The sequence below is a fragment of the Rhizorhabdus dicambivorans genome, assembly GCF_002355275.1.
Lineage (GTDB): Bacteria > Pseudomonadota > Alphaproteobacteria > Sphingomonadales > Sphingomonadaceae > Rhizorhabdus > Rhizorhabdus dicambivorans.
Genome location: NZ_CP023449.1, coordinates 3739129 through 3765775, shown reverse-complemented (window position 1 = coordinate 3765775; position 26647 = coordinate 3739129). Strand labels below are relative to the sequence as shown.

The following is a 26647-nucleotide window of genomic DNA, read 5'->3' as shown; positions in this document are numbered from 1 at the left end:
ATGGGACAGACGGTAGGCAATGGCACGCATCGTTATGAAATTCGGCGGGACCTCGATGGCGGGGATCGAGCGAATTCGCAACGTCGCGAACCGGGTCAAACATGAGGTTGAACTGGGCAACGAGGTCGCGGTGGTCGTTTCGGCCATGTCGGGCGAGACCGACCGTCTCGTGAATTTCTGTCGCGAGGCGTCACCGCTGTACGATCCGCGCGAATATGACGTGGTCGTCGCCTCTGGCGAGCAGGTCACCAGCGGCCTGCTGGCGATCGTGCTCCAGTCGATGGGGGTGAAGGCGCGCAGCTGGATGGGCTGGCAGCTGCCGATCCGGACCAGCGACGCCCATGCCTCGGCCCGCATCCAGGACATCAATTCGGACGCGATCGGCAAGGCGATGGCCGCCGGCGAAGTCGCGGTCATCCCCGGTTTCCAGGGCCTGACTGAGGATGAGCGGATCACGACCCTCGGCCGTGGCGGCTCGGATACGTCGGCCGTGGCCGTGGCTGCGGCGATGAAGGCCGATCGCTGCGACATCTACACCGACGTTGACGGCGTCTACACCACCGATCCCCGCATCGTGCCCAAGGCACGCAAGCTCGCCAAGGTCACCTATGAGGAGATGCTGGAGCTCGCCTCGGTCGGTGCGAAGGTGCTGCAGACACGCTCGGTCGGGCTCGCCATGAAGGAGAAGGTGAGGGTCCAGGTCCTCTCCTCCTTCGACCAGCCAACGGACAATCCCACCCCCGGCACTATGATCGTCGGCGAGGAAGAACTCGAAGGAAGCGCCATGGAACGCCAGCTCATCACCGGCATCGCCTATGACAAGAACGAGACCAAGGTCACCTTGGTCGCAGTGCCCGATCGCCCCGGTGCGGTGGCATCGATCTTCACGCCGCTGGCCGATGCCAACATCAATGTCGACATGATCGTCCAGAATGTCGCGCATGACACCGGATCGACCGACGTGACCTTCACCGTTCCCTCGGCCGAGCTCGCCCGCTCGCTCGACGTGCTGGAACGCGAGCGGGGCACGATCGGCTTCCAGAAGCTGATCCATGACACCAAGGTCGCCAAGATCTCGGTGGTCGGCGTCGGCATGCGCAGCCATGCGGGCGTCGCTTCGAAGATGTTCGAAGCGCTCGCCCAGCGCGGTATCAACGTGCTCGCCATCACCACGTCGGAGATCAAGGTCTCGGTGCTGATCGACGAGGATTTCACCGAACTCGCGGTCCGCGTCCTCCACACGGCTTATGGCCTCGACGCGGAGGACGCCGCCTGATGAGTGGCAAGGCCCGCCTCACCGAGCTCATGGCGCGCGGCGCGGCCCTGCTGGGCAGCGAATACGCGATCCTTGGCGGCGCGATGAGCTGGGTCTCGGAGCGCAACCTCGTCGCCGCGATGTCCAACGCGGGCTGCTTCGGCGTGATCGCCTGCGGCGCGATGACCCCGGCACTGCTCGATGCCGAGATCGCGGGGACGAAGGCGCTGACATCGAAGCCGTTCGGCGTCAACCTTATCACCATGCACCCTGACCTGTTCGAGCTGATCGAGGTCTGCGCGAAGCATGGTGTCGGCCATGTCGTGCTCGCGGGCGGTCTGCCGCCCGGCGGAGCGATCGAGAAGATCAAGGCGTCGGGCGCCAAGGTGATCTGCTTCGCCCCCGCGCTGGCCCTGGCAAAGAAACTGATCCGTTCTGGTATCGATGCGCTGGTCATCGAAGGCATGGAGGCGGGCGGCCATATCGGCCCCGTCACCACCTCGGTCCTCGCGCAGGAGATATTGCCGGTCGTCGCCGCCGACCTGCCGGTGTTCGTCGCGGGCGGCATCGGCCGGGGCGAGGCGATCGCCGGCTATCTGGAAATGGGCGCGGCGGGCGTCCAGCTCGGCACCCGCTTCGTCTGTGCGACCGAATCGATCGCCCACGCCAATTTCAAGAAGGCCTTCATCCGCGCCTCGGCGCGTGACGCGATCACCAGCGTCCAGATCGACCCGCGCCTGCCTGTGATTCCGGTGCGCGCGCTCAAGAATGCTTCGTCCGAGCTGTTCACCGCGAAGCAGCGTGAAGTTGCCCAGCTACTTGACGAGGGCAAGGTCGAGATGGGCGAGGCCCAGCTCCAGATCGAGCATTACTGGGCCGGTGCCCTCCGCCGCGCAGTGATAGACGGCGACGTCGAGCATGGTTCGGTGATGGCCGGCCAATCGGTCGGCATGGTCACCAAGGAAGAGCCGCTGGCCGATATCGTCGAGACCCTGATTGAGGAAGCGGCGGCGGCGCTGGAGCGTAGAGCCGCCTGATATTCTCGTCGCCCCGGGGAGGCCGGGGCCGTCACAGGTTCTTGCGGTGACGTCTCTGGCGTCCCGGTCCGGGCTCGGTCTCCGCCGGGTCGACGCTTGCCAGGAAGATTCCATCGTTGGAATCCCCCCCCTCTTTCTGATAGCGGGCGAATATGTCGCCGATCACCGCCACCTCTGCCGCGCGCACGATTCTCACGCGCCTGCACGACGTGATGGCATCGCGCTCGGCGGCGCAGAGCAAGCTCAACCATGTCGTCCAGATCATCGGTGAGGCGCTCGATACCGAGGTGTGCTCGGTCTATCTGCTGCGTGATGGGGCGCTGGAGCTGTTCGCGACCCGGGGCCTGAAGCAGGCCGCCGTCCATGTCACCAAGCTTGGGATGGGCGAAGGTCTGGTCGGCACCATCGCCCAGAATGTCGAGACGCTGAACCTCGATGAGGCGACCAGCCACCCCGACTTCGCCTATAAGCCGGAAACCGGCGAAGAACTGTTCCACAGCTTCGCGGGCGTGCCGATCGTCCGGCGCGAGCAGGCGGTAGGCGTGCTTGCGGTACAGCATCGCGAGCAGCGCCGCTTCGACGATGTAGAGATCGAGGCGCTGCAGACCGTCGCGATGGTGCTGGCCGAGCTGATCGCCGGCGCGGGCCTGATCGACGAGGGCAGCTCCGGTTCGAAGGATGCGCGCGAGAGCGGGCCGGTGCGCCTCGCCGGGCTCAAGCTGGTCGAAGGCATGGCGCGGGGCAGGGCGGTCTACCACCAGCCGCGCATCGAGATCGAGCATACCGTCGCCGAGGATATCGAGGTCGAGCGGCACCGCGTCATCTCCGCTTTCGCCAAGATGCGCGACCAGATCGACCGGATGACCCGCGAGGCCGATTTCGGCGCGGTGGGAGAACATCAGGACGTCCTCGCGATGTACAAGATGTTCGCCTATGACGAGGGCTGGATACGACGCATCAACGAGGCGATCGACGCCGGCCTTACCGCCGAGGCGGCAATCGAGCGCGTGCAGCAGCGCACCCGCATGCGGATGCGTGAGATCGGCGATCCGCTGCTCGCCGATCGCATGCACGACCTGGAGGACCTGTCGAACCGGCTGCTCCGTATCGTTTCGGGCCAGCTCGGCACTGCGGCGCAACTCGGCCTGCGCCAGGATTCAATCCTGATCGCGCGCAACCTGGGTCCCGCCGAACTTCTCGAATATGATCGCCGCCGCCTGAAGGGGGTGGTGCTCGAGGAGGGCTCGCTGACGGCCCATGTCACCATCGTGGCACGGGCGATGGGCGTGCCTGTGCTGGGCCGCGTCAGGGATGTCCGGCGCACCATCAACGACGGCGATACCTTGCTGCTCGACGGCACCGTCGGCTCGGTGGTGGTCCGCCCGAACGCCACCATGGAAGAGGCTTTCGAGGCCCAGATGATGGTCGGGCAGAAGCGCCGGGCCGAGTTTGCCGCGATGCGTGACCTGCCCGCGCAGACGAAGGACGGCCTGCGCATCGAACTGATGGTCAATGCCGGCCTGCGTGACGACATGGCTGCGCTCGACGTCACCGGCGCCGATGGCGTCGGCCTGTTCCGCACCGAGTTCCAGTTCCTCGTCTCGGCGACCCTGCCGCAGCGCGAGCGCCAGCAGCGCCTCTACCGGGAGGTGCTGGAGGCGGCGGGCGACCGGCCGGTGATCTTCCGCACGGTCGACATCGGCGGGGACAAGGCGCTGCCTTATCTCAACACCGACGACGAAGCCGATGAGGAGAACCCCGCGCTCGGCTGGCGCGCGATCCGTCTGGGTCTGGAGCGCGACGCGCTGATGAAGGTCCAGGCGCGCGCGCTGATCGAGGCGGCGGCGGGGCGCACCCTCAGCGTCATGTTCCCGATGGTGTCCGAGCCCTGGGAATATGACGAGGCGGTCGCGCTATTCGAGGCGCAGCGCAAATGGATCCACGATCATGGTCGCGGCGTCCCCAATGCGATCCGTTATGGCACGATGCTGGAGGTTCCGGCGCTGGCCGAGAGTCTGGACATGATCCTGCCCAAGCTCGATTTCCTGTCGATCGGCACCAACGACCTGACCCAGTTCCTGTTCGCCGCCGACCGCGCCAATCCCAAGCTCGCCGAGCGCTATGATTGGTTGAGCCCGGCCATATTGCGCTTCCTCGGCCGCGTCACCCGGCAGGCCTGCGAGGCGAACGTACCCGTCGGCGTCTGCGGCGAGATGGGGGGGCGGCCGCTGGAGGCGATGGCGCTGATCGGGCTCGGCATCGGCCGGCTTTCGATCACGCCCGCGGCGATCGGCCCGGTCAAGGCGATGATCCGCAGCCTGGATGCCGCCGCGCTGCGCGAGCGGATGGCGGACTTCCTTTCCCGCCCGCTGCGCAGCTTGCGGGCCGATCTTTCCGCGTGGGCGGACAGCAATGGGGTTGCGGTCGCCTGATTTGCACGGCAGACCGTTGACGCCAGGGGAACGGTACGCTTCCGTCGGCGATCAAGGGCCGATTTTTTGTGATTGGCCGCTTGCGTCGCTGCGCCGAAGTGTAGAGGAAAGAGCGCAATGAGCGAAGGCGCGGACGACGATCGAGGCCTGTTTCCCCGCAGCGTGGGCGAGCAACTGGCGGCTGAGCGCGCGCGGCAGCAGCTGGAACTGAGCGACGTAGCCGCGCGTACCCGCATCCCGCTGCGTCATCTGGAGGCGATCGAGAGCGGCGATCGTGCCAGCCTGCCGGCGCTGCCCTATTCGGCAGGCTTCGTGAAAAGCTATGCGATGATGCTCGGGCTCGATGGCCAGGCGCTGTCGCGTGCGTTCCGCGACGAGGTCGGCGATGCCCAGCGCGCGCATTTCGAACCCGAGGCCTATGAGCCGGTCGATCCTACCCGCGTACCGTCGCGCCTGCTGGCGATGATCGCGCTGGGCGTGGCGCTGCTGCTGGGCATGGCCTATCTTCTGCTGCGTTTCGAAGGCGACAGCAGCGATCTCGCCAAGCTTGCCGCCGACACGGTCCAGGACAATCGCCCGATCCCGGCCAGGCGGGTTGCGCCGCCGGTTCCCACCGGCCCGGTCGCGCCGACCGGTCCGATAAGCGTCGCGGCGATCGAGGATGTCTGGATCAAGGTGTCCGAGCGCGACGGCAGCAACACCTATTTCATGGACGTGCTGGTCGCGGGCCAGAGCTTCACGGTCCCCGATGGTGCGGTCGATCCGGTCCTCCGCACGGGGCGGCCGCAATCGCTCAAGGTTATGATCGGTACGACCGAACTGCCTCCGGTCGGCAGGCCGGACCAGCTGGTGCGCTACTATAGCCTCAAGCGTGGCACTCTGGTCGCGATCGTGATGGAGGCCGCGGCGGCGGCTACCGATCCCGCCAATGCGGCCGACGGCAATGTGGCCGACGCGCCGGAGGTACTGCCGGGATTGTCGGCTGACCCCGCACCCGACTCCGATCGCCGCCCGCAGCCTTGATCTTGGGCCTGCAGCCACGGCATTATCATCAGCGTAACGAATATGGGAAAGTCCGCGTCATGAAGAAGGCGATCGTCGCCCTCCTGCTCCTGTCCGCTACCGCACCGGCCAGCTTCGCGCCCGCACTCGCCCAGCAGGCGAGCGCGCCGATGACGGTCGACAAGCGGGTCGACAAGCTCGAAAAGGAGATGAAGGCCGTCCAGCGCAAGGTCTTCCCCGGCGGTGCGCAGCAATATTTCGAACCGGAGATCAAGCCGCAGGTTGCGCCGCCCGCGCCGGTCGGCACGCCTGCCGACACGCTGAGCGCCGATCTCACGCGCCGGGTGGATGCGCTGGAAAAGGCCCTGGCTGCGCTGACCGGCCAGGTCGAACAGAACAGCTTCAACCTGCGCAAGCTCGAGGATCAGTTCGCCAAGATGAGGGGCGATGCCGAGTTCCGCCTCAACGCGCTCGAGGGCAAGTCCGCGCCCGTCGCCGGGGGCGGCGCCCCCGGCGCGAGCCTGCCCTATGTCGTCCCGCCCGCGCCCAAGCCGGCGGGCGGCACCGCGCCGGCCCCGGCGGCACCCGCTGCCGCCGTTCCCGCTGCGAGCGCCGATCCGGGCTATGATGCCTATATGGCCGGCTATCGGCTGTGGGAGGCGAAGAAATATCCGGAGGCGGTTGCGGCGCTGAAGGCGATGTACGCGAAATATCCCAAGCACAAATATGCCAGCTACGCCCGCAACCTCGCCGGCCGCGCCTATCTCGACAATGCCCAGTATAACGAGGCGATCCGCGAGTTCTTCGAAAACACCAAGATCGAGGATGGAGAGCGTGCGCCGCACAGCTATGTCTTCATGGCCCAGGCGCTGATGAAGCGGAAGCCGCCTTTGTTCGACAAGGCCTGCCAGGCCTATGAGGTGCTCGCGGCCAAATATCCCGACAAGGTGACCGGCGCGCTGGAGGTGATGGTCGCCAAGGGCAAGGCCGATGCCAAATGCAAATGAGGGCGGGGGAGGGCTGACCTCCCCACCCACGTCACCCCAGCGAAGTCTGGGGTCGATGTCTCTCGTCAGCCAGACGGCATCTGGGAAGGCCACCGACATGGATGCCAGCCTCCGCTGGCATGACGGTTGGGGTAGATGACCCCCATCACCGCCCTGCAGCGCGATCGCCTCGCTGCCAATCTCACCCGCCTGCTGCCCGATCCTGCCGCCCGCCTCGGCATCGCCGTATCGGGCGGTCCCGACAGCATGGCGCTGCTCCATCTCGCCGCAGTCGCGTTTCCGGGGCGGATCGAAGCGGCCACCGTCGACCATGGCCTGCGCGCCGGCAGCCCCGCCGAGGCCGCGCTCGTCGGCCGCGCCTCCGAGGCGCTCGGCGTGCCCCACGCCATCCTTCATGTCGACGTCGCCCGCGAAGCCAGCCTTCAGGCCGCCGCCCGCCGCGCCCGTTACGAAGCACTCGCCGCCTGGGCCCGCGAGCGCGGCCTTGGCGCCGTCGCCACCGCCCACCATGCCGACGACCAGGCCGAAACCCTGTTGATGCGGCTGGGTCGCGGCGCCGGGCTTGCCGGTCTGGGTGGTATCCGCGAGCGCCGCGATCTTGGCGGAGTGCTTCTCGTTCGCCCGCTGATCGGCTGGCGTCGTTCCGAGCTGGCGGCGGTCGTGGCCGATGTCGAGACGGCCGATGACCCCAGCAACGCTGATCCGCGCTATGATCGTACCCACGCCCGGGCGTTGCTGGCGGCCCTGGGCGACCGGCTCGATCCCCTCCGCATCGCCGCCAGCGCCGCCCATCTCGCTCAGGCGGACGAGGCGCTGGAATGGATCGTCTCGGAAGCGGTTCGCTCGCGGGTCGAGAGATGCGCCGATGGACGCATCCTCGCCGATATCGAGGGCTTGCCGCGTGAGATCGCGCGAAGGATACTCGCGCGGCTGGTCGAAGAGGGCGATTCGCCGGTGGACGGCCCGACTCTCGATACCGCGATGGCGCGGCTCGACGCGGGGCTGGTCGCGACGCTTGGGGTGCTCAAATTGTCGCCCGGCCGGCGCGTATCGATCGAAAAAGCGCCCCCGCGCCGTTGAAAGCAGGGACCCGGACGATCTGTTCCATTGTTATTAACGTGGCGGCCCCTATCTTGGCGCCGTACACCTTGGATTTGAGACATGAACGACGAGAAAGAGCCGAAGCAGCCAAACCCGTGGATGAAGAGCCTCGCCATCTGGATGGGCATATTGCTCGCGCTCGTCGTTTTCGTTTCCATGTTCGAAAGCTCGTCGCGCACGGCGGCGGGCGATCAGATCGCTTATTCGGAATTCCTGGCCCGCGTTAACGACGGCGCGGTGCGCGAGGCGGACATCGGCGACGGGGTGATCAACGGCAAGTTCAACAACGGCGCGGCCTTCACCACCAACGCGCCCAACGATCCGATGCTGATCCAGCGGCTGTCCGAGAAGAACGTCCTGTTCCGCGCCAAGCCCGCCGAACAGACCAGCTTCTGGATGATCATGCTCTATCAGTCGCTGCCCTTCCTGCTGATCCTTGGCATCGCCTTCTTTGTGATGCGCCAGATGCAGAAGAATGCTGGATCGGGCGCGATGGGCTTCGGCAAGAGCCGGGCCAAGATGCTGACCGAGAAGCATGGCCGCGTCACCTTCGACGATGTCGCCGGCATCGATGAGGCGCGTGAGGAACTGCAGGAGATCGTCGATTTCCTGAAGGACCCGACCAAGTTCGCCCGTCTCGGCGGCAAGATTCCGAAGGGCGCGCTGCTGGTCGGCTCTCCCGGCACCGGCAAGACGCTGCTCGCCCGTGCGATCGCCGGCGAGGCGAACGTGCCATTCTTCACCATCTCGGGTTCGGATTTCGTCGAGATGTTCGTCGGCGTCGGCGCGAGCCGTGTCCGCGACATGTTCGAGCAGGCGAAGAAGAACGCCCCCTGCATCGTCTTCATCGACGAGATCGACGCGGTCGGCCGCCATCGCGGCGCCGGCCTCGGCAACGGCAATGACGAGCGCGAGCAGACCCTGAACCAGCTGCTGGTCGAGATGGACGGCTTCGAGGCGAACGAAGGCATTATCATCGTCGCCGCGACCAACCGGCCCGATGTCCTTGATCCCGCCTTGCTGCGTCCGGGCCGTTTCGACCGCCAGGTCGTGGTGCCGCGCCCCGATATCGAGGGCCGCGACAAGATCCTCGCCGTTCACATGAAGAAGATTCCGCTCGCTCCCGACGTCAATTCGCGCACCATCGCGCGCGGCACGCCGGGCTTTTCGGGCGCCGACCTCGCCAACCTGGTGAACGAGGCCGCGCTGCTGGCCGCGCGCAAGGGCAAGCGGCTCGTTGCGATGAAGGAGTTCGAGGAGGCCAAAGACAAGGTCATGATGGGTGCCGAGAGGAAGTCCATGGTCATGACCGAGGATGAGAAGAAGGCGACCGCTTATCATGAGGCCGGTCATGCCCTCGTCTCGCTCCATGTCCCGGGCTGCGATCCGCTCCACAAGGTGACGATCATCCCGCGCGGCCGGGCGCTGGGCGTCACCTGGAACCTGCCCGAGCGCGACCGCTATTCGATGACGATGAAGCAGATGAAGGCGCGTCTGGCGCTGTGCTTCGGTGGCCGAATCGCGGAACAGATCATCTATGGCAACGACGAACTCAACACCGGCGCCTCCAACGACATCCAGCAAGCCACCGACATGGCCCGTTCGATGGTGATGGAATATGGCATGTCGGAAAAGCTCGGCTGGCTGCGCTATCGCGACAATCAGGACGAGGTGTTCCTCGGCCATTCGGTCGCACGCAACCAGAGCGTTTCCGAAGCGACCGCCCAGCTGATCGACCAGGAGGTCCGCCGCCTGATCGAGGAGGCCGAACATACCGCCAGGACCGTGCTGACCGAACATCTTGACGAGCTGCACCGGCTCGGCTCGGCGCTGCTCGAATATGAGACGCTGTCTGGCGAGGAGGCCAAGCGCATCATCAAGGGCGATGATATCGGTCGCGACGATGGCAACAGCCGGGCCCCGGCCGCGCTCAGTACCGGCGGCTCCTCGATCCCGAAAAGCCGGCGGCCGGGCGGCGGGTGGGGCGAACCCAAACCGGCCTGACGGTTTCCACGAATTCATCACCGGGAAAGGCCGGGCTGTGCAATATGGCCCGGCCTTTTCTGTTAAGGGGTGTTGGGAATGATGGTGATGCGCAGCGCCCTGATGATCCTGTCCGCCTGCCTTCTTGCCGGCTGTGTCAGTACGGTCGGATCGATCGTCACCGCGCCGGTCAAGGTGGTTGGCAAGGGTGTCGACTGGGCGACGACCAGCCAGGACGAGGCCGACCGCAATCGTGGCCGCGAGATGCGCAAGCAGGAGGAGCGCGAACGCAAGGAGCGCAAGCGCGCCGAAAAGGAATGGCGACGCGAGCACCGCGGCGACTGATTGGGTCTGCTGTGAAGCGGACAAGCATCTGAAATCGCTGGTCAAAGCGAGTAGCATATCCTTCGCCGATACCCTCTATTAATAACCTAAAACTTATATAATAAGTTGGTTATGGAAGATTCTCTGAGTCTCAAACTGGCGGCGCTCGCCGATCCGACGCGCCGGGCGATCGTCGCCCGGCTGGCGCGCGGGGAGGCGAGCGTTGCCGAACTGCAGAAGCCGTTCGGTATCAGCCAGCCGGCTATCTCGCGCCATCTCAAGGTGCTGGAGGCGGCGGGCCTGATCGAGCAGGGCCGTGCCGCGCAGACCCGCCCACGCCGCCTGAAGGTCGAAGCGCTGCGCGAGACCGGCGCCTGGTTCGATCAGGTCGCCAGCTTCTGGCAGGAAAGTTTCGATCGGCTCGACGAGATGCTCGCGACGGAGAAGGGGGAGGATTGCTGATGGCCGACCAGCTGGTGATATCCCGCCTCTTCAAGGCGCCGCGTGCCCGGCTATGGGCGGCCTGGACCGAGCCCGAGCTTCTGGCCCGATGGTTCGGTCCAAAGGGCGTCACGACCACCATCGTCAGTGCGGACATTCGTCCGGGCGGGCACGTCCATTGCCATATGGATTTCCCCGACGGCCCCCGTATCTGGGCGAAGCTCGTCTATCGCGAGGTCGAACCGCTGATCCGCCTCGAATGGGAGCACAGCTTCTCCGATCCAGGGGGCGATATCGCGGGCTCACCCTTTGGCGGCGCCTGGCCGAAGCGACTGCTCAACAGCGTGACCTTCGAGGATGCCGGCGCCGACACCCGCATCCGCCTGACCTCCACGCCGCTCAACGCGGCCGTCGAGGAAGAAGCCGCCTTCCGCGACGCGCTCGATTCGATGCACGGCGGCTGGGGCGGCAATTTCGATGTGCTGGACGCTTTCCTGGCTGGGCCCGCCTGAGCGACGGGGAAGCCATCAGCTTCCCCGCCGGGCCTCATTTCGGGTGAGAGATTGCGTCGTTGCTGATGGTATCCACGGCCTTCGCGGCATCTGCGGCCGATGCCGGGATCACCATTGGCGCGGCCGGCATGCTGTCGGCGGCGAAGACGACTGGAAGATCCTCATCCAGATAGCCCATCACCTGCGTGCCCGCGGGCAGGGTGGCGCTGGTGCCGGTCATGAAGAATCCGGCCAGCGGTAGCAGCGCGATCGAGCCGACCACGGCGGCCGTCCCCGTGGCTCCCTTGTCGTGGAGGCCGCCGCTCAGCCGGATCTGCTGACCGTTGGCGCGGACATAGAGGATACGGCCATCGATATTGCCGGATTTGCCCCACATGCCCTTGTTGCGCACGCTCGTGACCTCGCCGACGGCCATGGCCCCGGCCGGTATCACCGTCCGGCCGTTGAGCCGGACCGCTTCCGACACTTCGAGATTGAAGCGATCGCCGACGCGCAGCCGCTTCCCGTTGGTGGTCAGTTCGCTGATCAGCTTAAGCGGAACCTGGGTCCCCGCCTTGAGCGTGGTCGAACCCTGCTGATTGCCGATGACCAGCGGCGTTTGCGCGGTCAGTGGCGCATATGCGGCAAGGCCCAGCGCCACCGCGATGGAAAGGAATGATGTCTTCATGATGCCCCCTCGAGCGGCGTTGACCGCTCGCCAAGAGGAGGATCAGAGAAGTGTCATGCCGTCAAGATATGGTCACCGGATTCTGATCCGCTTTGGTTTGGTCGTGCTCACCCCGCCCCCACCCGCGTCATCGCCGCCGCCTGTCGCATCAGGCCCGGCATCCGGCCGAGCAGGCCCACCAGCGGGCCGGTGATCCACGGCGTCTCGCCCCAGTGGCGCAGAAGGTTGGCAAGGCCGATCGGGCGACGGGTGCGGCGGGCGAAGGCGGCCTGGAAGGCGGGGGCGCCCTCCGCCCCGTCGTGGAGGAAGGCGTGGGCGGCGCGGATCGCGCTCGAGAGCGCAACGGCGATGCCGTCCCCGGCGAGACTGGCTATCACCGCCGCCTGATCGCCCAGCCGGAACAGGCCGGGTCCGGTCTCGCCGGCACGCCAGCCATAGGGAACGCGCGCGACGCTCGACCAGGCGCCCCGGCCCGCTGCGCGGTCGAAGCGTTCGACCAGCAACGGCGCTTCGCCGCGCAGCGCCTCGATCAGCCGCTCGGGCCGGCCGTCCGCCACCTTCAACCGCGACTGCGCCACCGACAGGCAGAGGTTGACCGATCCGTCCTCCTGCATCAGCAGCCCGGCATACCCGCCCCGGAAAAGATGGAGCTCGATCGTTCCGGCAAGCGCGGCCTGCAGCGCCGGCGTGGGTTCCAGCCTTATGCGCAGGCCCAGCGCCGGATCGGCATCGGGCAGGGCGGTGCGAGGTTCGCCGCGCAGATCATGCTTGCCGGTCGCCAGGAACAGCGCTTCGGCGGCGATCGTCGCGCCATCGCTGAGATGGAGGCAGGCGGTTCCCGGCTCGACCCGGCGTACGGCCAGCCCGCGCTCGATTGTCGCGCCCTGCTCAAGCGCGGCTTCGAGCAGCACCGCGTCGAGCCGATTGCGCGACAGACCGACGGCGCGGAAGGGCAAGGCCGCCTCGGCGACATGGCGTCCGGCGACCAGCCTTGCCCGATCGATCGGGCGTGCGCCGAGCGCCGCTACCTCGATCCCGATCCTGCCCAGCATCGCTATCGCGTCCGAAGCGAGGAAGCCCCCGCAGACCACGTCATGTGGCTCGGCATGGCGCTCGATCAGCACCGGCATCGCCCCGCCATGGGCGAGGAGGATGGCGGTCGCGGCCCCGGCCGGGCCGCCGCCCGCGATCAGTGCAGCCGTTCGACGCACAGCCGGAAGGGGAAGACGCGCTTGATGGCGGCTGCGGGCCCGATGCCGGCTTCGGCAAGCAGCGGCGGCCATTCGCCGGGCCGGAAGGCACGTGCGATCGAAAGCTGGCCGTCCTCGCGGACGATCCGGTGCCAGCCCATGATCCGCGCGAGCAGCGGAAAGCCGAGATAGGAGAAGATGTGGCGGTGGAGATCGTTGATGTGCCAGCCGCGCCGTGCCTTCGCTTCCATCGTCCGGAGGAAGTCGATCAGTTCGGCATGGCTCATATGATGCGCGACCAGGCTGCTGACGATCAGGTCATAGCCGCCGCGCGGGGCGGCGGTTTCGAGATGCGCGCGATAGTCGCCGGTCAGATAGGCGATGTCGAGGCGGTCGGGTGTCGCCCCGCTGGCGACCCGCGCGCTTCCGGGGTTTAGGTCGATCCCGGTCAGTGCCGCGCGGATGCGGCGCTTCTCGGCCCAGCGGGCGATGGCGCGCAGCAGGTCGCCATCGCCGAAGCCGACGTCGAGCAGCGAGAAGCACGGCGCGTCACCGACTGCGCGGGCGACGAAATCCAGGGTGGGGCGGGCCGCGAAGGTCCAGCGGTTGACCTGGGCCAGGTCGGTGAGGACCCGGGCATAGATGGCGGGGTCGAGGTCCGCCGCATCCATCTGCTCCTCTTCCTGCGCCGGATGGTCGAGCTTGCGCATCAGAGCGAGGCGATCGCGAAGCCCTCGGCGGCGAGGCCGGGGCCGAAGGCGACCGCGATGCCGTCGATCGCTGAAGGCCCGGCCATCAGCGCCGCCAGCGCGAACAGGAGGGTGGAGGAGGACATGTTGCCATGGCGACGCAGCACCTCGCGCGAGGCGGCCAGCGCATCTGCGCCCAGGCCCAGGCCATGCTCGACCGCGTCGAGGATCGATCGGCCGCCGGCATGGACCGCCCAGCTGGGAATCTCCTCGGCCGTCCGGTTGCCGAGGATGGCGCGCCGCAGGTCGGGTGTGTCGAGCGCCTGCGCGATGCGGCCCGGCACTTCGCCCGACAGGTGCATGACGAAACCCTCATCGCCGATGTCCCAGCGGATCAGGTCCGCGCTGTCGGGCAGGGTGGCGGCGAAGAAGCGGTCGATGGCGATGCCGCCGGGCTCTGAGCTGACCAGCGCGGCGGCGGCTCCGTCGGCGAACTGGAGCTGGGCGAGCAGCGATTCGAGCTGGGGCCTATCCTGCATGTGGAGCGAGCAGAGTTCGACGGTGACGACCAGGATCCGCGCCTGTGGATCGGAGCGGGCGATATGGTGCGCGACGCGCAGTGCCGCGACCGCCGCATAACAGCCCATGAAGCCGACCAGCGTCCGCTCGACCGATCCGTCGAGGCCGAGGCGGCGGGCGATGATCTGGTCGATGCCGGGCGCGACGAAGCCGGTGCAGCTGGCGACGACGAGATGGGTGATCCCGTCGATGGCGGCGCGTTCGCCCAAGTCGGTGATCGCGGCCAGCGCCAGTTCGGGCGCCTCGCGGGCATAGGCCCGCATCCGCTCCGATGTCGGGGGCATCCGTCCGCCGCCATAGAAGCCGCCCGTCTCGATCGGATCGCGCGGCACGACGCTGTAGCGATGCTCGATCCCGGCCCGGCCCGCCATGCGCAGGAACAGCGCCCTGTCGCGGCCCTCCAGCCTTACGGCGGCCCAGTCGATGAACAGCCTGTGGACGTCATGGTCGGGCACGGCGGTGCCGATGGCGTGGATATGCGCGGTCATCGGGGGGCAACGCTCGGCATCGCGCTTTGTCCCACAGGGCGGGCGCGTTAGCCAGCCTGCTCGATGCCCAGTTCTCCCAGCTTGCGGTACAAGGTCGAGCGTCCGATGCGCAGCCGGCGAGCCACCTCGGTCATGCGGCCGCGATAATGGCCGATGGCGAGGCGAATCAGGTCTGCCTCGATATCCTCGATCGGGCGGACATGGCCGTCGGGGCCGAACAGTGGGAAGCTGCCGGGCATGGGCGAGGTGGCCCCCGCCAGCGGCCCGTCGTCGTTCGCGGCCTCATGGCCGGACAGGCAGCCCTGGGCGAGTTGCGGCAGATCGGCGGCGGTCAGGCGACCGCCGCGCGCGAAGATCGCGGCGCGGAACAGGACGTTGTGAAGCTGGCGGACATTGCCCGGCCAGTCATAGGCTTCGAGCAGCGCCAGTGCCCCGGGGTCGAGCATCAGCGCTTTCATGCCGAGTTGGCTGGCGATACGGTCGAGCAGATGATCGGCAAGCGGGCCGATATCCCCTGCGCGCGCGCGTAACGGGGGCAGGGTGACCGGCACCACCGCCAGCCGGTAGAACAGGTCCTCGCGGAAACGGCCCTTCGCGACATCGTCGGACAGCCGCCGGTTGGTCGCCGCGACGACACGGACCGACACCTGACGCGGATGGGCCGCGCCGATCGGTCGGATCTCGCCCGACTGGAGGACGCGCAGCAGCTTGGCCTGGGCCTCGGCTGGCAGATCGCCGATCTCGTCGAGGAAAATGGTGCCGCCATCGGCATTGGCGAACAGACCCAGCCGCCGCTCGAACGCACCCGTGAAGGCGCCGCGCTCATGGCCGAACAGCTCGCTCTCGACGAGATTGGCGGGGATGGCCGCGCAGTTGACGGTGACCAGCGGGCCGTTGCCCCGGTCGGAGGCGTTATGGATCGCCTGGGCGAGCACCTCCTTGCCGACGCCGCTCTCGCCTTCGATCAGGATCGTCGCGGGGGTGGCGGCGGCGCGCATCGCGATGTCGATCGCGCGGCGGAAGGCCGGCGCCGAGCCAACCATCTCGGAGAAGTCAAGCGCCTGCGACCATTTCTCGGCCAGCGGGCTGAGTTCCCCGACCTGCTTGTCTTCGGCCGCGGCATGGTCGAGCGCGGCGAGCAGGCGATCCCCGGCGATCGGCTTGATCACCACGTCACGCGCACCGGCGCGAACCGCGCGCACGGCGAGATCGACCGAATGCTGGGCGGTGACGACGATGATCGGCAGATCGGGCCGGCGCCGCCTGAGCAGGGCGACCGAGCGGACCGCTTCGTCGTCGGGGGACCAGAGATCGAGCAGCGCTGCATCGAGCCGCATGTCCGACCGGCCGGCCTGTTCGATCGCCGTATCGACATCGGATGCGCGCAGCACGCGCCAGCCGGCGCGCTGCGCCAGCGCGCTCATCAGTCCGGCCTGCGCCGGCTCGGCATCGATCAGCAAAAGCCCCGGGGGGCTGTCGCGACGCATCCGCTACTCCCTTCAGCCTGGGCTTTAGCATTGAAAAGCTAAGCAAATTTAAATCCCCCAAAGCTGACCAAAGAAGCAGTCCATTTGGCCTTGAGGCTGGCGCCCGCTTCCGTCTAGAAGGGCGCCGAAATCAGCATGAGAGCTTGTGGGGAAAAGACATGTCCGACGATCATGGTGCGCCGATGGATTACAAGGCCCATAACAACACCTATTCGGGCTTTCTGACCCTGCTGAAGGTCGGCACCGTGCTCAGCGCGCTGACCGGACTGCTGGTGATCTTCCTGATCGCGCCCAAGGGCTGATCCCTTGAAGATTGCAGTGCTGAAGGAGGGCGCGGCTGGAGAAAGCCGTGTGTCCGCCACGCCTGAGACGGTGAAGAAGTTCATTGGTCTGGGTGCCGAGCTGGCGGTCGAGAAGGGGGCCGGTGAAGGCGCTTCGATCTCGGACGCCGATTATGAGGCTGCTGGTGCCAGGACCGGCGACCGCGCGGCGACGCTCAAGGAGGCCGACATCATCCTCGGTATCCAGGGCCCCGATCCCGAATCGCTGGGTGGTGCCAAGCCGGGGGCGTGGATCGTCGCCGGGCTCAACCCGTTCGGGGACCGTGCGCGGATCGACGCCTATGCGGCCAGGGGCCATGAGGCGCTGGCGATGGAGTTCATGCCGCGCATCACCCGCGCGCAGTCGATGGACATCCTCTCCTCGCAGTCGAACCTCGCCGGTTACAAGGCGGTGCTGCTGGCGGCGGCCGAATATGGGCGCGCCTTCCCGATGATGATGACGGCGGCGGGCACCGTGTCGGCCGCGCGGGCCTTCATTATGGGCGTCGGCGTCGCGGGGCTCCAGGCGATCGCCACCGCGCGGCGCCTGGGCGCGCAGGTCTCGGCGACCGATGTGCGCTCGGCGACCAGGGAGCAGATCATGTCGCTCGGCGCCAAGCCGATCTTCGTCGAGAAGGTCGCGGGCATCGAGGGCGAGGGTTCGGGCGGCTATGCGACCGAGATGTCGGAAGAATATCAGAAGGCCCAGGCCGAGCTGGTCTCCAGCCACATCGCCAAGCAGGACATCGTCATCACCACCGCGCTGATCCCGGGGCGCGCCGCGCCGCGCCTGATCAGCGACGCCCAGATCGCGACGATGCGGGCCGGTTCGGTGATCGTCGACCTGGCCGCCGAGAGCGGCGGCAATGTCGAGGGCGCGGTCTCGGGCGAGACCGTGATCAAGCACGGCGTCAAGATCATCGGCGCGAAGAACATGGCGGGCACCTTGGCCGCCGACGCCTCGGCGCTGTTCTCGCGCAACCTGTTCAACTTCCTCAGCGCCTTCTGGGACAAGGAAGCAGGCAAGCCGGTGCTCGACGAGGAGATCGGCAATGCGATCCGCCTGACGCAGGGCGGCAAGGTCGTCAATCCGCGGCTGCTCGGCTGAGCGGGCCCAGGGGGAAGAACCATGGATTTCATCTCGATCCTCTCGATCTTCGTGCTGGCCTGCTTCGTCGGCTATTATGTCGTCTGGTCGGTGACGCCGGCGCTGCACACGCCGCTGATGGCGGTGACCAACGCGATCTCCTCGGTGATCATCGTCGGCGCGCTGATCGCCAGCGCGGCGGGCGGCAGCGCCACGGCCAAATATCTCGGCCTGGTGGCGGTGGTGTTCGCCAGCATCAACATCTTCGGCGGCTTCGCGGTCACTGAGCGGATGCTGGCGATGTACAAGAAAAAAGAAAAGAAGAGCTGAGCGGTTCGGGGGTAAGATAGCATGCATGAACTGACCGCCACGCCCGCCTGGGCATCGCTCGCCTATCTGGTCTCGGGCATTCTCTTCATCCTGGCGCTGCGCGGGCTCTCCAGCCCGGCCAGCTCGCGCCGGGGCAACCGCTTCGGCATGGTCGGCATGCTGATCGCGATGGTCACCACGCTGATCCTGCACGGCACCGGCCTGGTCGAGATCGGGATCGCCATCGCGATCGGCGGTGCGATCGGTTTCGTCACCGCGCGCAAGATCGCGATGACCGACATGCCGCAGCTGGTCGCCGCCTTCCACTCGCTGGTCGGCCTCGCGGCGGTGCTGGTGGCGGGAGCCGCCTTCCTCAATCCGGGCGCCTTCGGCATTCTCGACATGGCGACCGGCCATATCAACCAGGTCAGCCGGATCGAGATGGGGCTGGGCGTCGCGATCGGCGCCATCACCTTCTCGGGATCGGTGATCGCCTTCCTGAAGCTCAACGGCAACATGTCGGGCGCGCCGATCATGCTGCCCGCGCGCCATGTCATCAATCTCGGCACGCTCGCCGCGATCCTGGGCCTGATCGCCTATTTCGTGACCGACGACGCGCAGTGGGTGTTCTTCACCATCACAGCGCTGAGCTTCGTGATCGGCTTCCTGCTGATCATCCCGATCGGCGGCGCGGACATGCCGGTGGTCGTGTCGATGCTCAACAGCTATTCGGGCTGGGCCGCCGCCGCGATGGGCTTCACCCTGCACAACAGCGCGATGATCATCACCGGCGCGCTGGTCGGCTCGTCGGGCGCGATCCTCAGCTACATCATGTGCAAGGCGATGAACCGCAGCTTCATCAGCGTGATCGCGGGCGGCTTCGGCGGCGATGCCGGCGGCGCCGGCGACGGTGCTCCCAAGGAGCAGCGCCCGTGGAAGCGCGGCTCCGCCGAGGACGCCGCCTTCCTGATGGGGCAGGCCGAGCAGGTGATCATCGTCCCCGGCTACGGCATGGCGGTTTCCCAAGCGCAGCATGTGCTGCGCGAGATGGGCGACCAGCTCAAGGCGGCGGGCGTTCGGGTCAAATATGCGATCCACCCGGTCGCGGGGCGCATGCCCGGCCATATGAACGTGCTGCTGGCCGAAGCGCATGTCCCCTATGACGAGGTGTTCGAGCTGGAGGATATCAACAGCGAGTTCTCGCAGACCGATATCGCCTTCGTGATCGGCGCCAACGACGTCACCAACCCGGCCGCTAAGACCGACAAGACCTCGCCGATCTACGGCATGCCGATCCTCGACGTCGAGAAGGCCAAGACCGTGCTGTTCGTGAAGCGCTCAATGGGCGGTGTCGGCTATGCCGGCGTCGACAACGACGTCTTCTACATGGACAACACCATGATGCTCCTCGGCGACGCCAAGAAAATGGTCGAGGAAATCGTCAAGGCCATGGCGCACTGATCCCTCTCCCTCCCGCATGCGGGAGGGGAGGCTTGCGCCCCGGGCGGGGCCGCCCTGACCGCGCTCGTGGAGGGCGTTTCGGGCAGGCGGCTTGCCTTTCTCGCTCGGCCGGTGTCAGGGAGAGGTCATGTCACCACAAACCTGCGCCATGGCCGTGGCGGCCGCCTATGCCCTGATCAGCGGCAGGAAGCTCGCCGGTCTCTACGATCATGCCGCCGCACGGCATCTGCGGATCGCGGCGGAAGCGCGCGGAGAGCATCTGCAGGGCTATGACGGGGACCGCGACGCGCGGTTCGGCGGTACGCTGCCCGAGATTTATGACGCTGGAAGCAAGGTGTTCGTCTCGATGGAGATCGATGGCGCGACCGCGCGGGGCCATGATCGGGGCTCATCGACCGACTATTCGATCACCGTCGGCGAGCGGCAGGCACAGCTCTACGATCACGGCGAAAGCCAGTGGTTCTCCTTCGATGTCCAGGTGGCGTGAACGGGCATCCGGCCTGGCGACCGGCAGGTATCGGTCGGCCGGCGGATTGGCCGAGGCTTGTTTCGACCGGATAATGACCTATATCGGTTACATGGCTTACCAAAGCTCCTTTCGTCGGTTCGCGGCTCACGGTGGTAGCCTCATGACGCGGCTGCGGGCCTCGGGGCTCCGCGGCCGATAGTTTCGCGCTCGGGCGCCCGAGGCACTTCTCACAACTCCAATGATCCGCTCGCCAGGGCCGTTCGGCTCCGTCGGCGATGCGATGTGCTGTCGAGGAGAGAAGCATGCACAGCGATATGATTACCCGCGATCACCTGTCGGTCCTGATCGCGCGGCGCGACATCATCGAAGCGGTCATGGCCCGGCATCTCGCGGGGCAGCGCGCAAGCGGCGCCACCGATGAGGAGCGGGCCGCGACCCACAGTTTCGTGGACATCGTCCTGGCGGCGATGGAAGGCAACCCGCCTTCGCGCGCGCTGGAGGACCCCCTGTTGCGCCGGTATGCCAGCGCGTTTGGCGACGGGCTCGCGGCCGTGCTGAAGGATGTGATCGGGGGCGAGGTGCCCGGCGCCTTCATCGCCCGGTGCGTCGATCGCTTCTGGGCCGGTCTGCGCCCGGCGGCGGCGTGAGAATGCCGCGCCGACAACAAGACCCATCGGAATCGGAGGGAAATCAGATGTCTGAACGTTTCATCGTGGAGGCTGCCGGCCGCGCGGTGGGGCTGGCCGTGCGCTGCAAGGGAGGGTTCCGCTTCTTCGCGTCGGAGCCGTTTCTGCATCGCTTAGAAAACCAGGTCTTCCCCCGCTTCCGGGCTCTTCTCCGGGCGGTCAGGGCGGCCTGTCCCGGAGCGGCCGAGGGCGGCATGGTTGGGAGCGGCCATGCCGCGTTCCACCCGGGAGCACGGGCATGAACAGGCCACCGATCCAGCTCATCGACAGTGAGGCGGACATGCTGGCCAATCTGGCGATCAGTGTCGAGCAACGCCTCCCGCAGGTGAGCGAATTGCTGCTCGACGAGATCGCGCGGGCCGAGGTGCGCCGGGCCGGCGATATCCCGCGCGATGTCGTCATCATGGGAACGACGGTCGAGTTCGTCAGCGACAGCACCGGCCAGCACCGGACCGTGCAGCTCGTCCTGCCCCAGGACGAGGATATCTCGAACGGCCGCATCTCGATCCTGACGCCTGTCGGCGCAGGATTGATAGGATTGCGCGAAGGTCAGTCGATCATGTGGCCCGATCGTGGGGGAAGGGAGCACAGGATCTCCATCCTGCGGGTGGACCAGACGACCGTCACCGCCTGATCCTGTCGTCCTTTGCCCGGAAGGAAACGTCGTTGCGTCCTCTGCTGCGGCGCGTCGGCGCGTGCCCGTCGCGATCGTCACCGCGCCTACCGGTGGAGGGCCACCCCCGGAAAGGCGTGCGGCTCAGGCAGGGGCTGCATTCCGTGCCCATTGCACGATCGTGGAGGCCGGCATCGCGCCCGATTGCCGCGCGATCTCGCGGCCCTTGTGGAACAGGATCATCGTCGGGATCGAGCGGATGCCATAGCGGGCCGCGATCGCCTGTTCGGCCTCGGTGTCGAGCTTGCCAAGCCGCATCGTCGGTTCGAGCTGGCGGGCGGCCTCGGCGAAGGCCGGGGCCATCTGCCGGCAGGGGCCGCACCAGGATGCCCAGAAATCGACGAGCAGCGGCAGATCGCCGCGCGCGGCATGGGCGTCGAAGCTGGCAGCGGTCAGGTCGATCGGCCTGCCCGCGAACAGCGGCTGGCCGCAGCGGCCGCACGTGCCGCCCGCACCCAGCTTCGCCGCGGGAACGCGGTTCAGCGTGGCACAGGCGGGGCAGGGGACGATGGGAGTGTCGGTGTTCATGGCTATCTCTCTGCCTGCAACGCGTTGGCGGTCGGGATGCTCCCCGCCGAATTCATTCGACCGTCTGGGGGCCAGATCCGGGGAGATGGAGGAGTCATGCCTGGTCCACCGGCAGGGAGGTGGTGTATTTGACCTCGGACAGGGCAGCGATCGAGTTGATCTCCTGGACGCCGTCGAGCTTGCTGAGCTTGTCGAAGAAGAAGCGTTCATAGGCCTCGATATCAGCGGCCACGATGCGCAGCAGGAAATCGACCGGGCCCATCAGCACATAGGCCTCCAGCACCTCCGGAAAGCCACGGATCGCCGCGGTGAACTCGTCAAGATGCTGGCGGCCGTGGGCGTTCAGCTTCACCTGGGCAAAGATCTGTGCGTTCAGGCCGATCTTGCGCCGGTCGACCAGCGCCACCTGCTTTGCGATGATCCCCGCTTCGCGCAGCCGCTGGATACGGCGCCAGCAAGGGGTGGTAGACAGGCCGACCCGCTCGGCGATCTCGGCGGCCGAAAGCGAGCAATCCTCCTGGAGCAGCGCGAGGATTTTTCGTTCGTGGCTGTCAAGGTTCATGGAAAAAAATATACTCAATAATTCCCAGAAACCGAAACAGTTTTTGCAAAAATCCGCGCAAACCCTCAAATGGAGAAAGTCTTTTCGCGCCCGACGCGGTAGAAGGCTCGCTTCCACTCCGGATGAGGATATGCCTGTGACCGTCATCGCCGCGCCGCTTGGCCAGCGTTCCACCCAGATCGAGGTCGAGGCCGATGTCGACCTGGGGGTGACGAGCCGGCTGCTCGACCTGCTGGTGATCCACAACCGTTTTCCACAGCGGATGAACCTGGCGCGTGAGGGCACGACGATGACCGTCACCCTGTCGCTGGCCGAGGGCACCTCGGCCGAGGCGCGGCTGCTTGCCAAGATGCGCGCCATTCCCGGTGTCCGCCGTGCGGACGAACTGAACGCCGCGTGATGACCGTCCTTGCCGAGCGCCTGCCGGAGGCGCGGACGGCGGAGCGCAGCGGTGCCGCCTTCCTGCTCGATTTCCTGGCCGATGCCGGAATCGACACCATCTTCGGTTATCCGGGCGGCGCGGTGCTGCCGCTCTATGAGGCGATCGCGCGGCAGGATCGCATCCGCCACATCCTCGTCCGTCATGAACAGGCGGCGATCCACGCGGCCGAGGGCTATGCCCGCTCCAGCGGGCGGGTCGGCGTGGCGCTGGTCACGTCGGGGCCGGGGGCGACCAACACGATCACCGGGTTGACCGACGCGCTGATGGATTCGGTGCCGGTGCTGTGCATCGCCGGACAGGTGATGCGGCCCTTGCAGGGCACGGACGCCTTTCAGGAGGCGAACACCGTCGCGCTGTCGCGCGCGGCAACCAAATATAACGTCGCGGTGCGCGAGCCGGGGGAAGTGGGGCCGCTGCTGCGCCGCTGCCTCGATCTGGCGACCGGAGGCCGGCCCGGGCCGGTGCTGATCGACCTGCCCAAGGACATCCAGGCGATGGTCGCGTCCGCCGAGACGTTCGACGGAGATCTGCCGCCGCTGAGCGTGGCGGCGACGCCCGCCGTGGATGGCGATGCGGTGGCGACGGTGGCGACCATGCTGCGCGAGGCACGGCGGCCGCTGATCTACAGCGGCGGCGGTGTGATCAACGCCGGGCCTCGCGCCGCCGAGGCGCTTCGCCGCTTCGCCGCGCGCACCGGGCTGCCGGTCACGTCCACCCTGTTGGGGCTGGGTGCTTTTCCCGCCTCCGATCCGCAATGGCTGGGTATGCCCGGGATGCACGGCACCTATGAGGCCAATCTGGCGATGCATGGCTGCGACCTGATGTTGTGCATCGGCGCGCGGTTCGACGACCGGGTGACCGGCCGCGTGGCCGACTTCGCGCCGCATGCGCGCAAGGTGCATGTCGACATCGATCCGAGCGAGATCGGCAAGATCGTGCCGGTCGATGTCGGCATCGTCGGCGACGCCGGGGAGGTGCTGGAGGCTCTGTGCGCGGCGGTTTCGCCTCTCGCGCCCGGCGCGCTCGACAATTGGTGGGAGCAGCTCAACGCCTGGCGCGGGCATGATTGCCTGGCCTACCGTCAGGGTCCGGGCGCGATCCTGCCACAACATGCGATCCGCCGGTTGCACGCGTTGGCGCACCCGCATGACCCGATCCTCTCCACCGAGGTCGGCCAGCATCAGATGTGGGCCGCGCAGCATTTCGGTTTCGAAGCGCCCAACCGCTGGCTGACGTCGGGCGGGCTCGGCACGATGGGCTATGGCCTGCCTGCCGCGATTGGCGCGCAGATCGCCTTTCCCGATCGGCTGGTGATCGACGTGGCCGGCGAGGCGTCGATCCAGATGAACATCCAGGAGCTGGCGACCGCGATCCAATATGATCTGCCGGTCAAGCTGTTCATCCTCAACAACGGCCATATGGGAATGGTGCGCCAGTGGCAGCAGCTCCACCATGGCGGGCTCTATTCGGAAAGCGTCTCGACGGTGCTCCCCGATTTCGTGAAGCTGGCGGAGGCCTATGGCTGGACCGGCATCCGGATCGAGGATGCTGCCGAACTCGACGCCGGGATCGCGCGGATGATCGCGACGCCTGGGCCGGTGCTGGTCGAATGCCGGGTGGCGAACCTCGAGAACTGCTATCCGATGATGCCGGCCGGCGCGGCGCATAACGAGATATTGCTGGGTTAGGCTCGGCCGCCGCATGGCGAGAGATTTTCCACGATATGGGAAAGTGAGGCGGATCGAGTTTGACCCGTCTCCCTGCGAAATCTAGGCATCGCGCATGGAGAAGGACTACCAATCTGCGGCGCAGATGCTGCGCGACGCCTATCAAGGCAGCCCGGTTGCCCCCTTGCGGGACTATCTGGAACCCACCGATGTCGACGGGGCCTATGCGGTCCAGGCGATCAACACCCGGCAATGGCTGGCGGACGGCCGCCGGCTGGTGGGGCGCAAGATCGGGCTGACGTCCAAGGCGGTCCAGACGCAGCTGGGTGTGGGACAGCCCGATTTCGGCGCACTGTTCGCCGACATGGAGATACCGGACGGCGGCACGCTCGACCCTGCCAGGGCGATCCAGCCCAAGGCCGAGGCGGAGATTGCCTTCATCCTGGGCCGCGACATCGACGATCCGGATGCGTCGGTGGAAACGGTCGTGGCGGCGATCGACCAGGCGATGGCCGCGATCGAGATCGTCGACAGCCGCATCGCCGACTGGAAGATCACCTTCGCCGACACCGTCGCCGACAATGGCTCCTCGGCCTTCTTCGTGCTGGCGAAGGACCGCCTCCGGCTCGACGGGCTCGACCTCTACAGCTGCGGCATGGTGATGGAGATCAACGGCGCGGTCGTTTCGCTCGGCGCGGGGGCGGCCTGCCTCGGCCATCCGCTCAATGCCGCGCAATGGCTGGCACGCACGCTGGCCGCGCGCGGCGAGCCGCTGCGGGCGGGCGACATCCTGCTGTCGGGTGCTCTCGGCCCGATGGTCGCTCTCAACCCCGGCGATGAGGTGCGGACCACGATCGGCGGCATCGGCAGCTGCTCCTTCCGCTACGCCTAGGCCTGGGATCGCAACACGCCGCCGCTTGTCCTACTGCAGGGCATCGAGGCCGGTCAGTTCCCGGCCGATGGTCAGCTTGTGGATCTGGGTGGTTCCGTCGGGGATCGTCAGCATCCGCGCATCGCGCAGCAGGCGCTCGGCGGCGCATTCGGTGGTAAGGCCGATCGCGCCGTGGACCTGGACGCCGAGCGAGGCGACCTTGACCGCCGATTCGGTCGTATAGGCCTTGCCGATCGACACCGTCTTCCGACACGGCTCGCCCGTCATCATCTGCGAGGCGACACGATAGGCCATCAGCCGAGCGGTCTCGGTGTGGATCGCCATGTCGGCCAGCATGTCCTGGACGAGCTGAAACGCACCGATCGGCTTGCCGAACTGGGTACGCACCTTCGCATAATCGACGGCGAGGTCGAGCGCGGCCTGGGCAACGCCCACCGCCATGAACATCAGCCGCAGACGCCCCTGCTCGATGAAGCTGAGCGCGGTCCGCAGCCCGCCCTTGTCCGGCGTCAGTTCGGCGTCGCTCGGCAGGCGGAAGTCGTCGAACGAGACCGCACAGGTCGATATGCTATCGAACCCCATCATCTTGACGGGCTCGACATGATAGTCGCGACGCTTTCGGTCGACGATGAACAGCGAGACTCGGCCGGTCTCCAGGTTGCGCGCGAGGACGATGATGCCGGCGGCGATCGTGGCGTGCGACGTCCACAATTTGCTGCCGTTCAGCACCCATTCGTCGCCGTCGCGTCGCGCGGTGGTCTGTACCCCGGCGATGTGCGATCCCGCGTTCGGTTCGCTCATCCCCATCGCCACCATCTCGCCGGGTGCGAACATGTGGCCATAGCTGTCGACCTGCCCGTCCTTGAGCAGGCCGCCCAGGTCCCACACCGGGAAGAAGAGCGCGGTGGCGAGCGACACCAGCCCGATGCGCAGCCGGGCCAGCTCCTCCATGAAGATGCCCAGACAGATCAGGTCGAGATTGCCGTTCTCGTCCAGCGGTGGCTCGGTCGCGATCTCGTGGCCGGCGATATCGGCGCGCAGCCTGGCTATCTCCTCACGGGTCAGCGCGCGCGAGAAATCATATTTGTCGTTGACCAGCGGGGTGAGCACCCGTGCGACGAAGCGCTGCACGCCTTCGCGATACTGGGCCTGCTCGAAGCTGTAGTTGAGGTCCACGGCCGTCTCTCCTGTCGCGCATGTTCTGGCTTTGCGGTGCGCCCCTGGCTGGCACGGAAAGCTCGGAAGGGCTTATCGTCGGCGTCGCGTCGCTTCAACAAATTTTATATGTACGTTCAAATTATATTGCTAAATGCCGGTGGCGTGACTAGGGATGTCGGCGATAATGGCCCATCCCGAG

General features: G+C 66.8%; 29 protein-coding genes. 21 read left to right on the top strand and 8 right to left on the bottom strand.

The annotated features are described in order from the left end of the window. Nucleotides 1–19: 19 nt before the first annotated feature. From CMV14_RS17695 to CMV14_RS17650, 10 genes are all read left to right on the top strand, one after another. Nucleotides 20–1276 carry an aspartate kinase gene (locus CMV14_RS17695; protein WP_066962383.1) on the top strand — a complete coding sequence of 419 codons (1257 nt, stop codon included), beginning with the start codon at nt 20–22 and terminating at the stop codon, nt 1274–1276. Beyond that, a complete protein-coding gene (locus CMV14_RS17690; protein WP_066962380.1) occupies nt 1276–2292 on the top strand; it encodes an NAD(P)H-dependent flavin oxidoreductase in 1017 nt (338 codons plus the stop codon). The genes CMV14_RS17695 and CMV14_RS17690 overlap by 1 nt, the downstream gene beginning before the upstream one ends. 152 nt (nt 2293–2444) lie before the next feature. Beyond that, complete coding sequence (ptsP, locus tag CMV14_RS17685; RefSeq protein WP_066962377.1) at nt 2445–4724, top strand: phosphoenolpyruvate--protein phosphotransferase; 2280 nt, start codon at nt 2445–2447, stop codon at nt 4722–4724. 117 nt (nt 4725–4841) lie between these two features. Next, nucleotides 4842–5747, top strand: coding sequence for a helix-turn-helix domain-containing protein (locus CMV14_RS17680; protein ID WP_066962374.1), 906 nt, complete (start codon nt 4842–4844; stop codon nt 5745–5747). Between the two features lie 59 nt (nt 5748–5806). Next, entirely contained in the window at nt 5807–6733 is a 927-nt protein-coding gene (locus CMV14_RS17675) for a tol-pal system YbgF family protein (RefSeq protein WP_066962446.1), read from the top strand. A gap of 135 nt (nt 6734–6868) precedes the next feature. Next, on the top strand, nt 6869–7813 hold the full coding sequence (tilS, locus tag CMV14_RS17670) for a tRNA lysidine(34) synthetase TilS (RefSeq protein WP_066962371.1): 945 nt from the start codon (nt 6869–6871) through the stop codon (nt 7811–7813). Between the two features lie 81 nt (nt 7814–7894). Beyond that, nucleotides 7895–9838, top strand: coding sequence for an ATP-dependent zinc metalloprotease FtsH (gene ftsH, locus CMV14_RS17665; RefSeq protein ID WP_066962368.1), 1944 nt, complete (start codon nt 7895–7897; stop codon nt 9836–9838). A gap of 87 nt (nt 9839–9925) precedes the next feature. After that, entirely contained in the window at nt 9926–10162 is a 237-nt protein-coding gene (locus CMV14_RS17660) for a hypothetical protein (protein WP_066962443.1), read from the top strand. 111 nt (nt 10163–10273) lie between these two features. Further along, on the top strand, nt 10274–10603 hold the full coding sequence (locus CMV14_RS17655) for an ArsR/SmtB family transcription factor (RefSeq protein WP_066962365.1): 330 nt from the start codon (nt 10274–10276) through the stop codon (nt 10601–10603). Then, nucleotides 10603–11094: an SRPBCC family protein gene (locus CMV14_RS17650; RefSeq protein ID WP_066962361.1), complete on the top strand. Its 492-nt coding sequence runs from the start codon at nt 10603–10605 to the stop codon at nt 11092–11094. Before CMV14_RS17655 ends, CMV14_RS17650 begins: the two co-directional genes overlap by 1 nt. Before the next feature lie 34 nt (nt 11095–11128). Here CMV14_RS17650 and CMV14_RS17645 read toward each other — a convergent pair whose 3' ends face one another. The 5 genes from CMV14_RS17645 to CMV14_RS17625 form a co-directional block, all read right to left on the bottom strand. Beyond that, a complete protein-coding gene (locus CMV14_RS17645; RefSeq protein WP_176488989.1) occupies nt 11129–11761 on the bottom strand; it encodes a hypothetical protein in 633 nt (210 codons plus the stop codon). A gap of 107 nt (nt 11762–11868) precedes the next feature. Beyond that, nucleotides 11869–12972 (bottom strand): NAD(P)/FAD-dependent oxidoreductase, encoded by a 1104-nt coding sequence (locus tag CMV14_RS17640; RefSeq protein ID WP_066962356.1) that lies wholly within the window; start codon nt 12970–12972, stop codon nt 11869–11871. Then, nucleotides 12951–13661, bottom strand: coding sequence for a methyltransferase domain-containing protein (locus CMV14_RS17635; RefSeq protein WP_066962354.1), 711 nt, complete (start codon nt 13659–13661; stop codon nt 12951–12953). The genes CMV14_RS17640 and CMV14_RS17635 overlap by 22 nt, the downstream gene beginning before the upstream one ends. After that, nucleotides 13661–14707, bottom strand: a complete 1047-nt coding sequence (locus CMV14_RS17630; RefSeq protein WP_066962350.1) for a type III polyketide synthase — start codon at nt 14705–14707, stop codon at nt 13661–13663. The genes CMV14_RS17635 and CMV14_RS17630 overlap by 1 nt, the downstream gene beginning before the upstream one ends. A gap of 47 nt (nt 14708–14754) precedes the next feature. Beyond that, a complete protein-coding gene (locus tag CMV14_RS17625; protein WP_066962347.1) occupies nt 14755–16194 on the bottom strand; it encodes a sigma-54-dependent transcriptional regulator in 1440 nt (479 codons plus the stop codon). Nucleotides 16195–16352: 158 nt separating this feature from the next. Here CMV14_RS17625 and CMV14_RS17620 point away from each other — a divergent pair, with 158 nt between their 5' ends. The 8 genes from CMV14_RS17620 to rnk all read left to right on the top strand — a co-directional run bounded on the left by CMV14_RS17620 (nt 16353) and on the right by rnk (nt 21160). Then, nucleotides 16353–16496, top strand: a complete 144-nt coding sequence (locus CMV14_RS17620; protein ID WP_083215812.1) for an aa3-type cytochrome c oxidase subunit IV — start codon at nt 16353–16355, stop codon at nt 16494–16496. A 4-nt stretch (nt 16497–16500) separates the two neighbouring features. Then, on the top strand, nt 16501–17622 hold the full coding sequence (locus CMV14_RS17615; protein WP_066962344.1) for an NAD(P) transhydrogenase subunit alpha: 1122 nt from the start codon (nt 16501–16503) through the stop codon (nt 17620–17622). A 21-nt stretch (nt 17623–17643) separates the two neighbouring features. Next, on the top strand, nt 17644–17931 hold the full coding sequence (locus CMV14_RS17610) for an NAD(P) transhydrogenase subunit alpha part 2 (protein ID WP_066962340.1): 288 nt from the start codon (nt 17644–17646) through the stop codon (nt 17929–17931). A 21-nt stretch (nt 17932–17952) separates the two neighbouring features. After that, nucleotides 17953–19371 (top strand): NAD(P)(+) transhydrogenase (Re/Si-specific) subunit beta, encoded by a 1419-nt coding sequence (locus CMV14_RS17605; protein WP_066962337.1) that lies wholly within the window; start codon nt 17953–17955, stop codon nt 19369–19371. Between the two features lie 127 nt (nt 19372–19498). Beyond that, nucleotides 19499–19858, top strand: coding sequence for a hypothetical protein (locus tag CMV14_RS17600; RefSeq protein ID WP_066962334.1), 360 nt, complete (start codon nt 19499–19501; stop codon nt 19856–19858). Nucleotides 19859–20142: 284 nt separating this feature from the next. Continuing rightward, complete coding sequence (locus CMV14_RS17595; RefSeq protein WP_066962331.1) at nt 20143–20487, top strand: hypothetical protein; 345 nt, start codon at nt 20143–20145, stop codon at nt 20485–20487. A gap of 47 nt (nt 20488–20534) precedes the next feature. Then, nucleotides 20535–20768 (top strand): hypothetical protein, encoded by a 234-nt coding sequence (locus CMV14_RS17590; RefSeq protein ID WP_066962328.1) that lies wholly within the window; start codon nt 20535–20537, stop codon nt 20766–20768. After that, on the top strand, nt 20765–21160 hold the full coding sequence (gene rnk / locus CMV14_RS17585; RefSeq protein WP_066962325.1) for a nucleoside diphosphate kinase regulator: 396 nt from the start codon (nt 20765–20767) through the stop codon (nt 21158–21160). The genes CMV14_RS17590 and rnk overlap by 4 nt, the downstream gene beginning before the upstream one ends. A 123-nt stretch (nt 21161–21283) precedes the next feature. On the opposite strand, the gene trxC is transcribed toward rnk, so the two are convergent. Together trxC and CMV14_RS17575 are read right to left on the bottom strand one after the other, a co-directional pair. Next, nucleotides 21284–21727, bottom strand: a complete 444-nt coding sequence (gene trxC, locus CMV14_RS17580) for a thioredoxin TrxC (protein ID WP_066962322.1) — start codon at nt 21725–21727, stop codon at nt 21284–21286. A gap of 94 nt (nt 21728–21821) precedes the next feature. Beyond that, the gene (locus tag CMV14_RS17575) at nt 21822–22289 is read right to left on the bottom strand and encodes an Lrp/AsnC family transcriptional regulator (RefSeq protein WP_066962319.1); all 468 of its coding nucleotides are present in this window, start codon (nt 22287–22289) and stop codon (nt 21822–21824) included. Between the two features lie 136 nt (nt 22290–22425). On the opposite strand from CMV14_RS17575, the gene CMV14_RS17570 reads away from it, so the two are divergent. The 3 genes from CMV14_RS17570 to CMV14_RS17560 all read left to right on the top strand — a co-directional run bounded on the left by CMV14_RS17570 (nt 22426) and on the right by CMV14_RS17560 (nt 25290). Continuing rightward, entirely contained in the window at nt 22426–22689 is a 264-nt protein-coding gene (locus CMV14_RS17570) for a hypothetical protein (RefSeq protein WP_153046164.1), read from the top strand. Next, on the top strand, nt 22689–24419 hold the full coding sequence (gene ilvB / locus CMV14_RS17565) for a biosynthetic-type acetolactate synthase large subunit (RefSeq protein ID WP_066962313.1): 1731 nt from the start codon (nt 22689–22691) through the stop codon (nt 24417–24419). Before CMV14_RS17570 ends, ilvB begins: the two co-directional genes overlap by 1 nt. A 94-nt stretch (nt 24420–24513) precedes the next feature. Continuing rightward, nucleotides 24514–25290 (top strand): 2-keto-4-pentenoate hydratase, encoded by a 777-nt coding sequence (locus CMV14_RS17560; protein WP_066962310.1) that lies wholly within the window; start codon nt 24514–24516, stop codon nt 25288–25290. 30 nt (nt 25291–25320) lie between these two features. On the opposite strand, the gene CMV14_RS17555 is transcribed toward CMV14_RS17560, so the two are convergent. Then, nucleotides 25321–26466, bottom strand: coding sequence for an acyl-CoA dehydrogenase family protein (locus tag CMV14_RS17555; RefSeq protein WP_066962307.1), 1146 nt, complete (start codon nt 26464–26466; stop codon nt 25321–25323). Between the last annotated feature and the right edge of the window lie 181 nt (nt 26467–26647).

Excerpts from the sequence above, each read along its gene's own strand:
- CMV14_RS17695 (WP_066962383.1), top strand. The coding sequence starts at position 20 with ATGGCACGCATCGTTATGAAATTCGGCGGGACCTCGATGGCGGGGATC.
- CMV14_RS17690 (WP_066962380.1), top strand. The coding sequence starts at position 1,276 with ATGAGTGGCAAGGCCCGCCTCACCGAGCTCATGGCGCGCGGCGCGGCC.
- ptsP (WP_066962377.1), top strand. The coding sequence starts at position 2,445 with ATGTCGCCGATCACCGCCACCTCTGCCGCGCGCACGATTCTCACGCGC.
- CMV14_RS17680 (WP_066962374.1), top strand. The coding sequence starts at position 4,842 with ATGAGCGAAGGCGCGGACGACGATCGAGGCCTGTTTCCCCGCAGCGTG.
- CMV14_RS17675 (WP_066962446.1), top strand. The coding sequence starts at position 5,807 with ATGAAGAAGGCGATCGTCGCCCTCCTGCTCCTGTCCGCTACCGCACCG.
- tilS (WP_066962371.1), top strand. The coding sequence starts at position 6,869 with ATGACCCCCATCACCGCCCTGCAGCGCGATCGCCTCGCTGCCAATCTC.
- ftsH (WP_066962368.1), top strand. The coding sequence starts at position 7,895 with ATGAACGACGAGAAAGAGCCGAAGCAGCCAAACCCGTGGATGAAGAGC.
- CMV14_RS17660 (WP_066962443.1), top strand. The coding sequence starts at position 9,926 with ATGCGCAGCGCCCTGATGATCCTGTCCGCCTGCCTTCTTGCCGGCTGT.
- CMV14_RS17655 (WP_066962365.1), top strand. The coding sequence starts at position 10,274 with ATGGAAGATTCTCTGAGTCTCAAACTGGCGGCGCTCGCCGATCCGACG.
- CMV14_RS17650 (WP_066962361.1), top strand. The coding sequence starts at position 10,603 with ATGGCCGACCAGCTGGTGATATCCCGCCTCTTCAAGGCGCCGCGTGCC.
- CMV14_RS17645 (WP_176488989.1), bottom strand. The coding sequence starts at position 11,761 with ATGAAGACATCATTCCTTTCCATCGCGGTGGCGCTGGGCCTTGCCGCA.
- CMV14_RS17635 (WP_066962354.1), bottom strand. The coding sequence starts at position 13,661 with ATGCGCAAGCTCGACCATCCGGCGCAGGAAGAGGAGCAGATGGATGCG.
- CMV14_RS17630 (WP_066962350.1), bottom strand. The coding sequence starts at position 14,707 with ATGACCGCGCATATCCACGCCATCGGCACCGCCGTGCCCGACCATGAC.
- CMV14_RS17625 (WP_066962347.1), bottom strand. The coding sequence starts at position 16,194 with ATGCGTCGCGACAGCCCCCCGGGGCTTTTGCTGATCGATGCCGAGCCG.
- CMV14_RS17620 (WP_083215812.1), top strand. The coding sequence starts at position 16,353 with ATGTCCGACGATCATGGTGCGCCGATGGATTACAAGGCCCATAACAAC.
- CMV14_RS17610 (WP_066962340.1), top strand. The coding sequence starts at position 17,644 with ATGGATTTCATCTCGATCCTCTCGATCTTCGTGCTGGCCTGCTTCGTC.
- CMV14_RS17605 (WP_066962337.1), top strand. The coding sequence starts at position 17,953 with ATGCATGAACTGACCGCCACGCCCGCCTGGGCATCGCTCGCCTATCTG.
- CMV14_RS17600 (WP_066962334.1), top strand. The coding sequence starts at position 19,499 with ATGTCACCACAAACCTGCGCCATGGCCGTGGCGGCCGCCTATGCCCTG.
- CMV14_RS17595 (WP_066962331.1), top strand. The coding sequence starts at position 20,143 with ATGCACAGCGATATGATTACCCGCGATCACCTGTCGGTCCTGATCGCG.
- CMV14_RS17590 (WP_066962328.1), top strand. The coding sequence starts at position 20,535 with ATGTCTGAACGTTTCATCGTGGAGGCTGCCGGCCGCGCGGTGGGGCTG.
- rnk (WP_066962325.1), top strand. The coding sequence starts at position 20,765 with ATGAACAGGCCACCGATCCAGCTCATCGACAGTGAGGCGGACATGCTG.
- trxC (WP_066962322.1), bottom strand. The coding sequence starts at position 21,727 with ATGAACACCGACACTCCCATCGTCCCCTGCCCCGCCTGTGCCACGCTG.
- CMV14_RS17575 (WP_066962319.1), bottom strand. The coding sequence starts at position 22,289 with ATGAACCTTGACAGCCACGAACGAAAAATCCTCGCGCTGCTCCAGGAG.
- ilvB (WP_066962313.1), top strand. The coding sequence starts at position 22,689 with ATGACCGTCCTTGCCGAGCGCCTGCCGGAGGCGCGGACGGCGGAGCGC.
- CMV14_RS17560 (WP_066962310.1), top strand. The coding sequence starts at position 24,514 with ATGGAGAAGGACTACCAATCTGCGGCGCAGATGCTGCGCGACGCCTAT.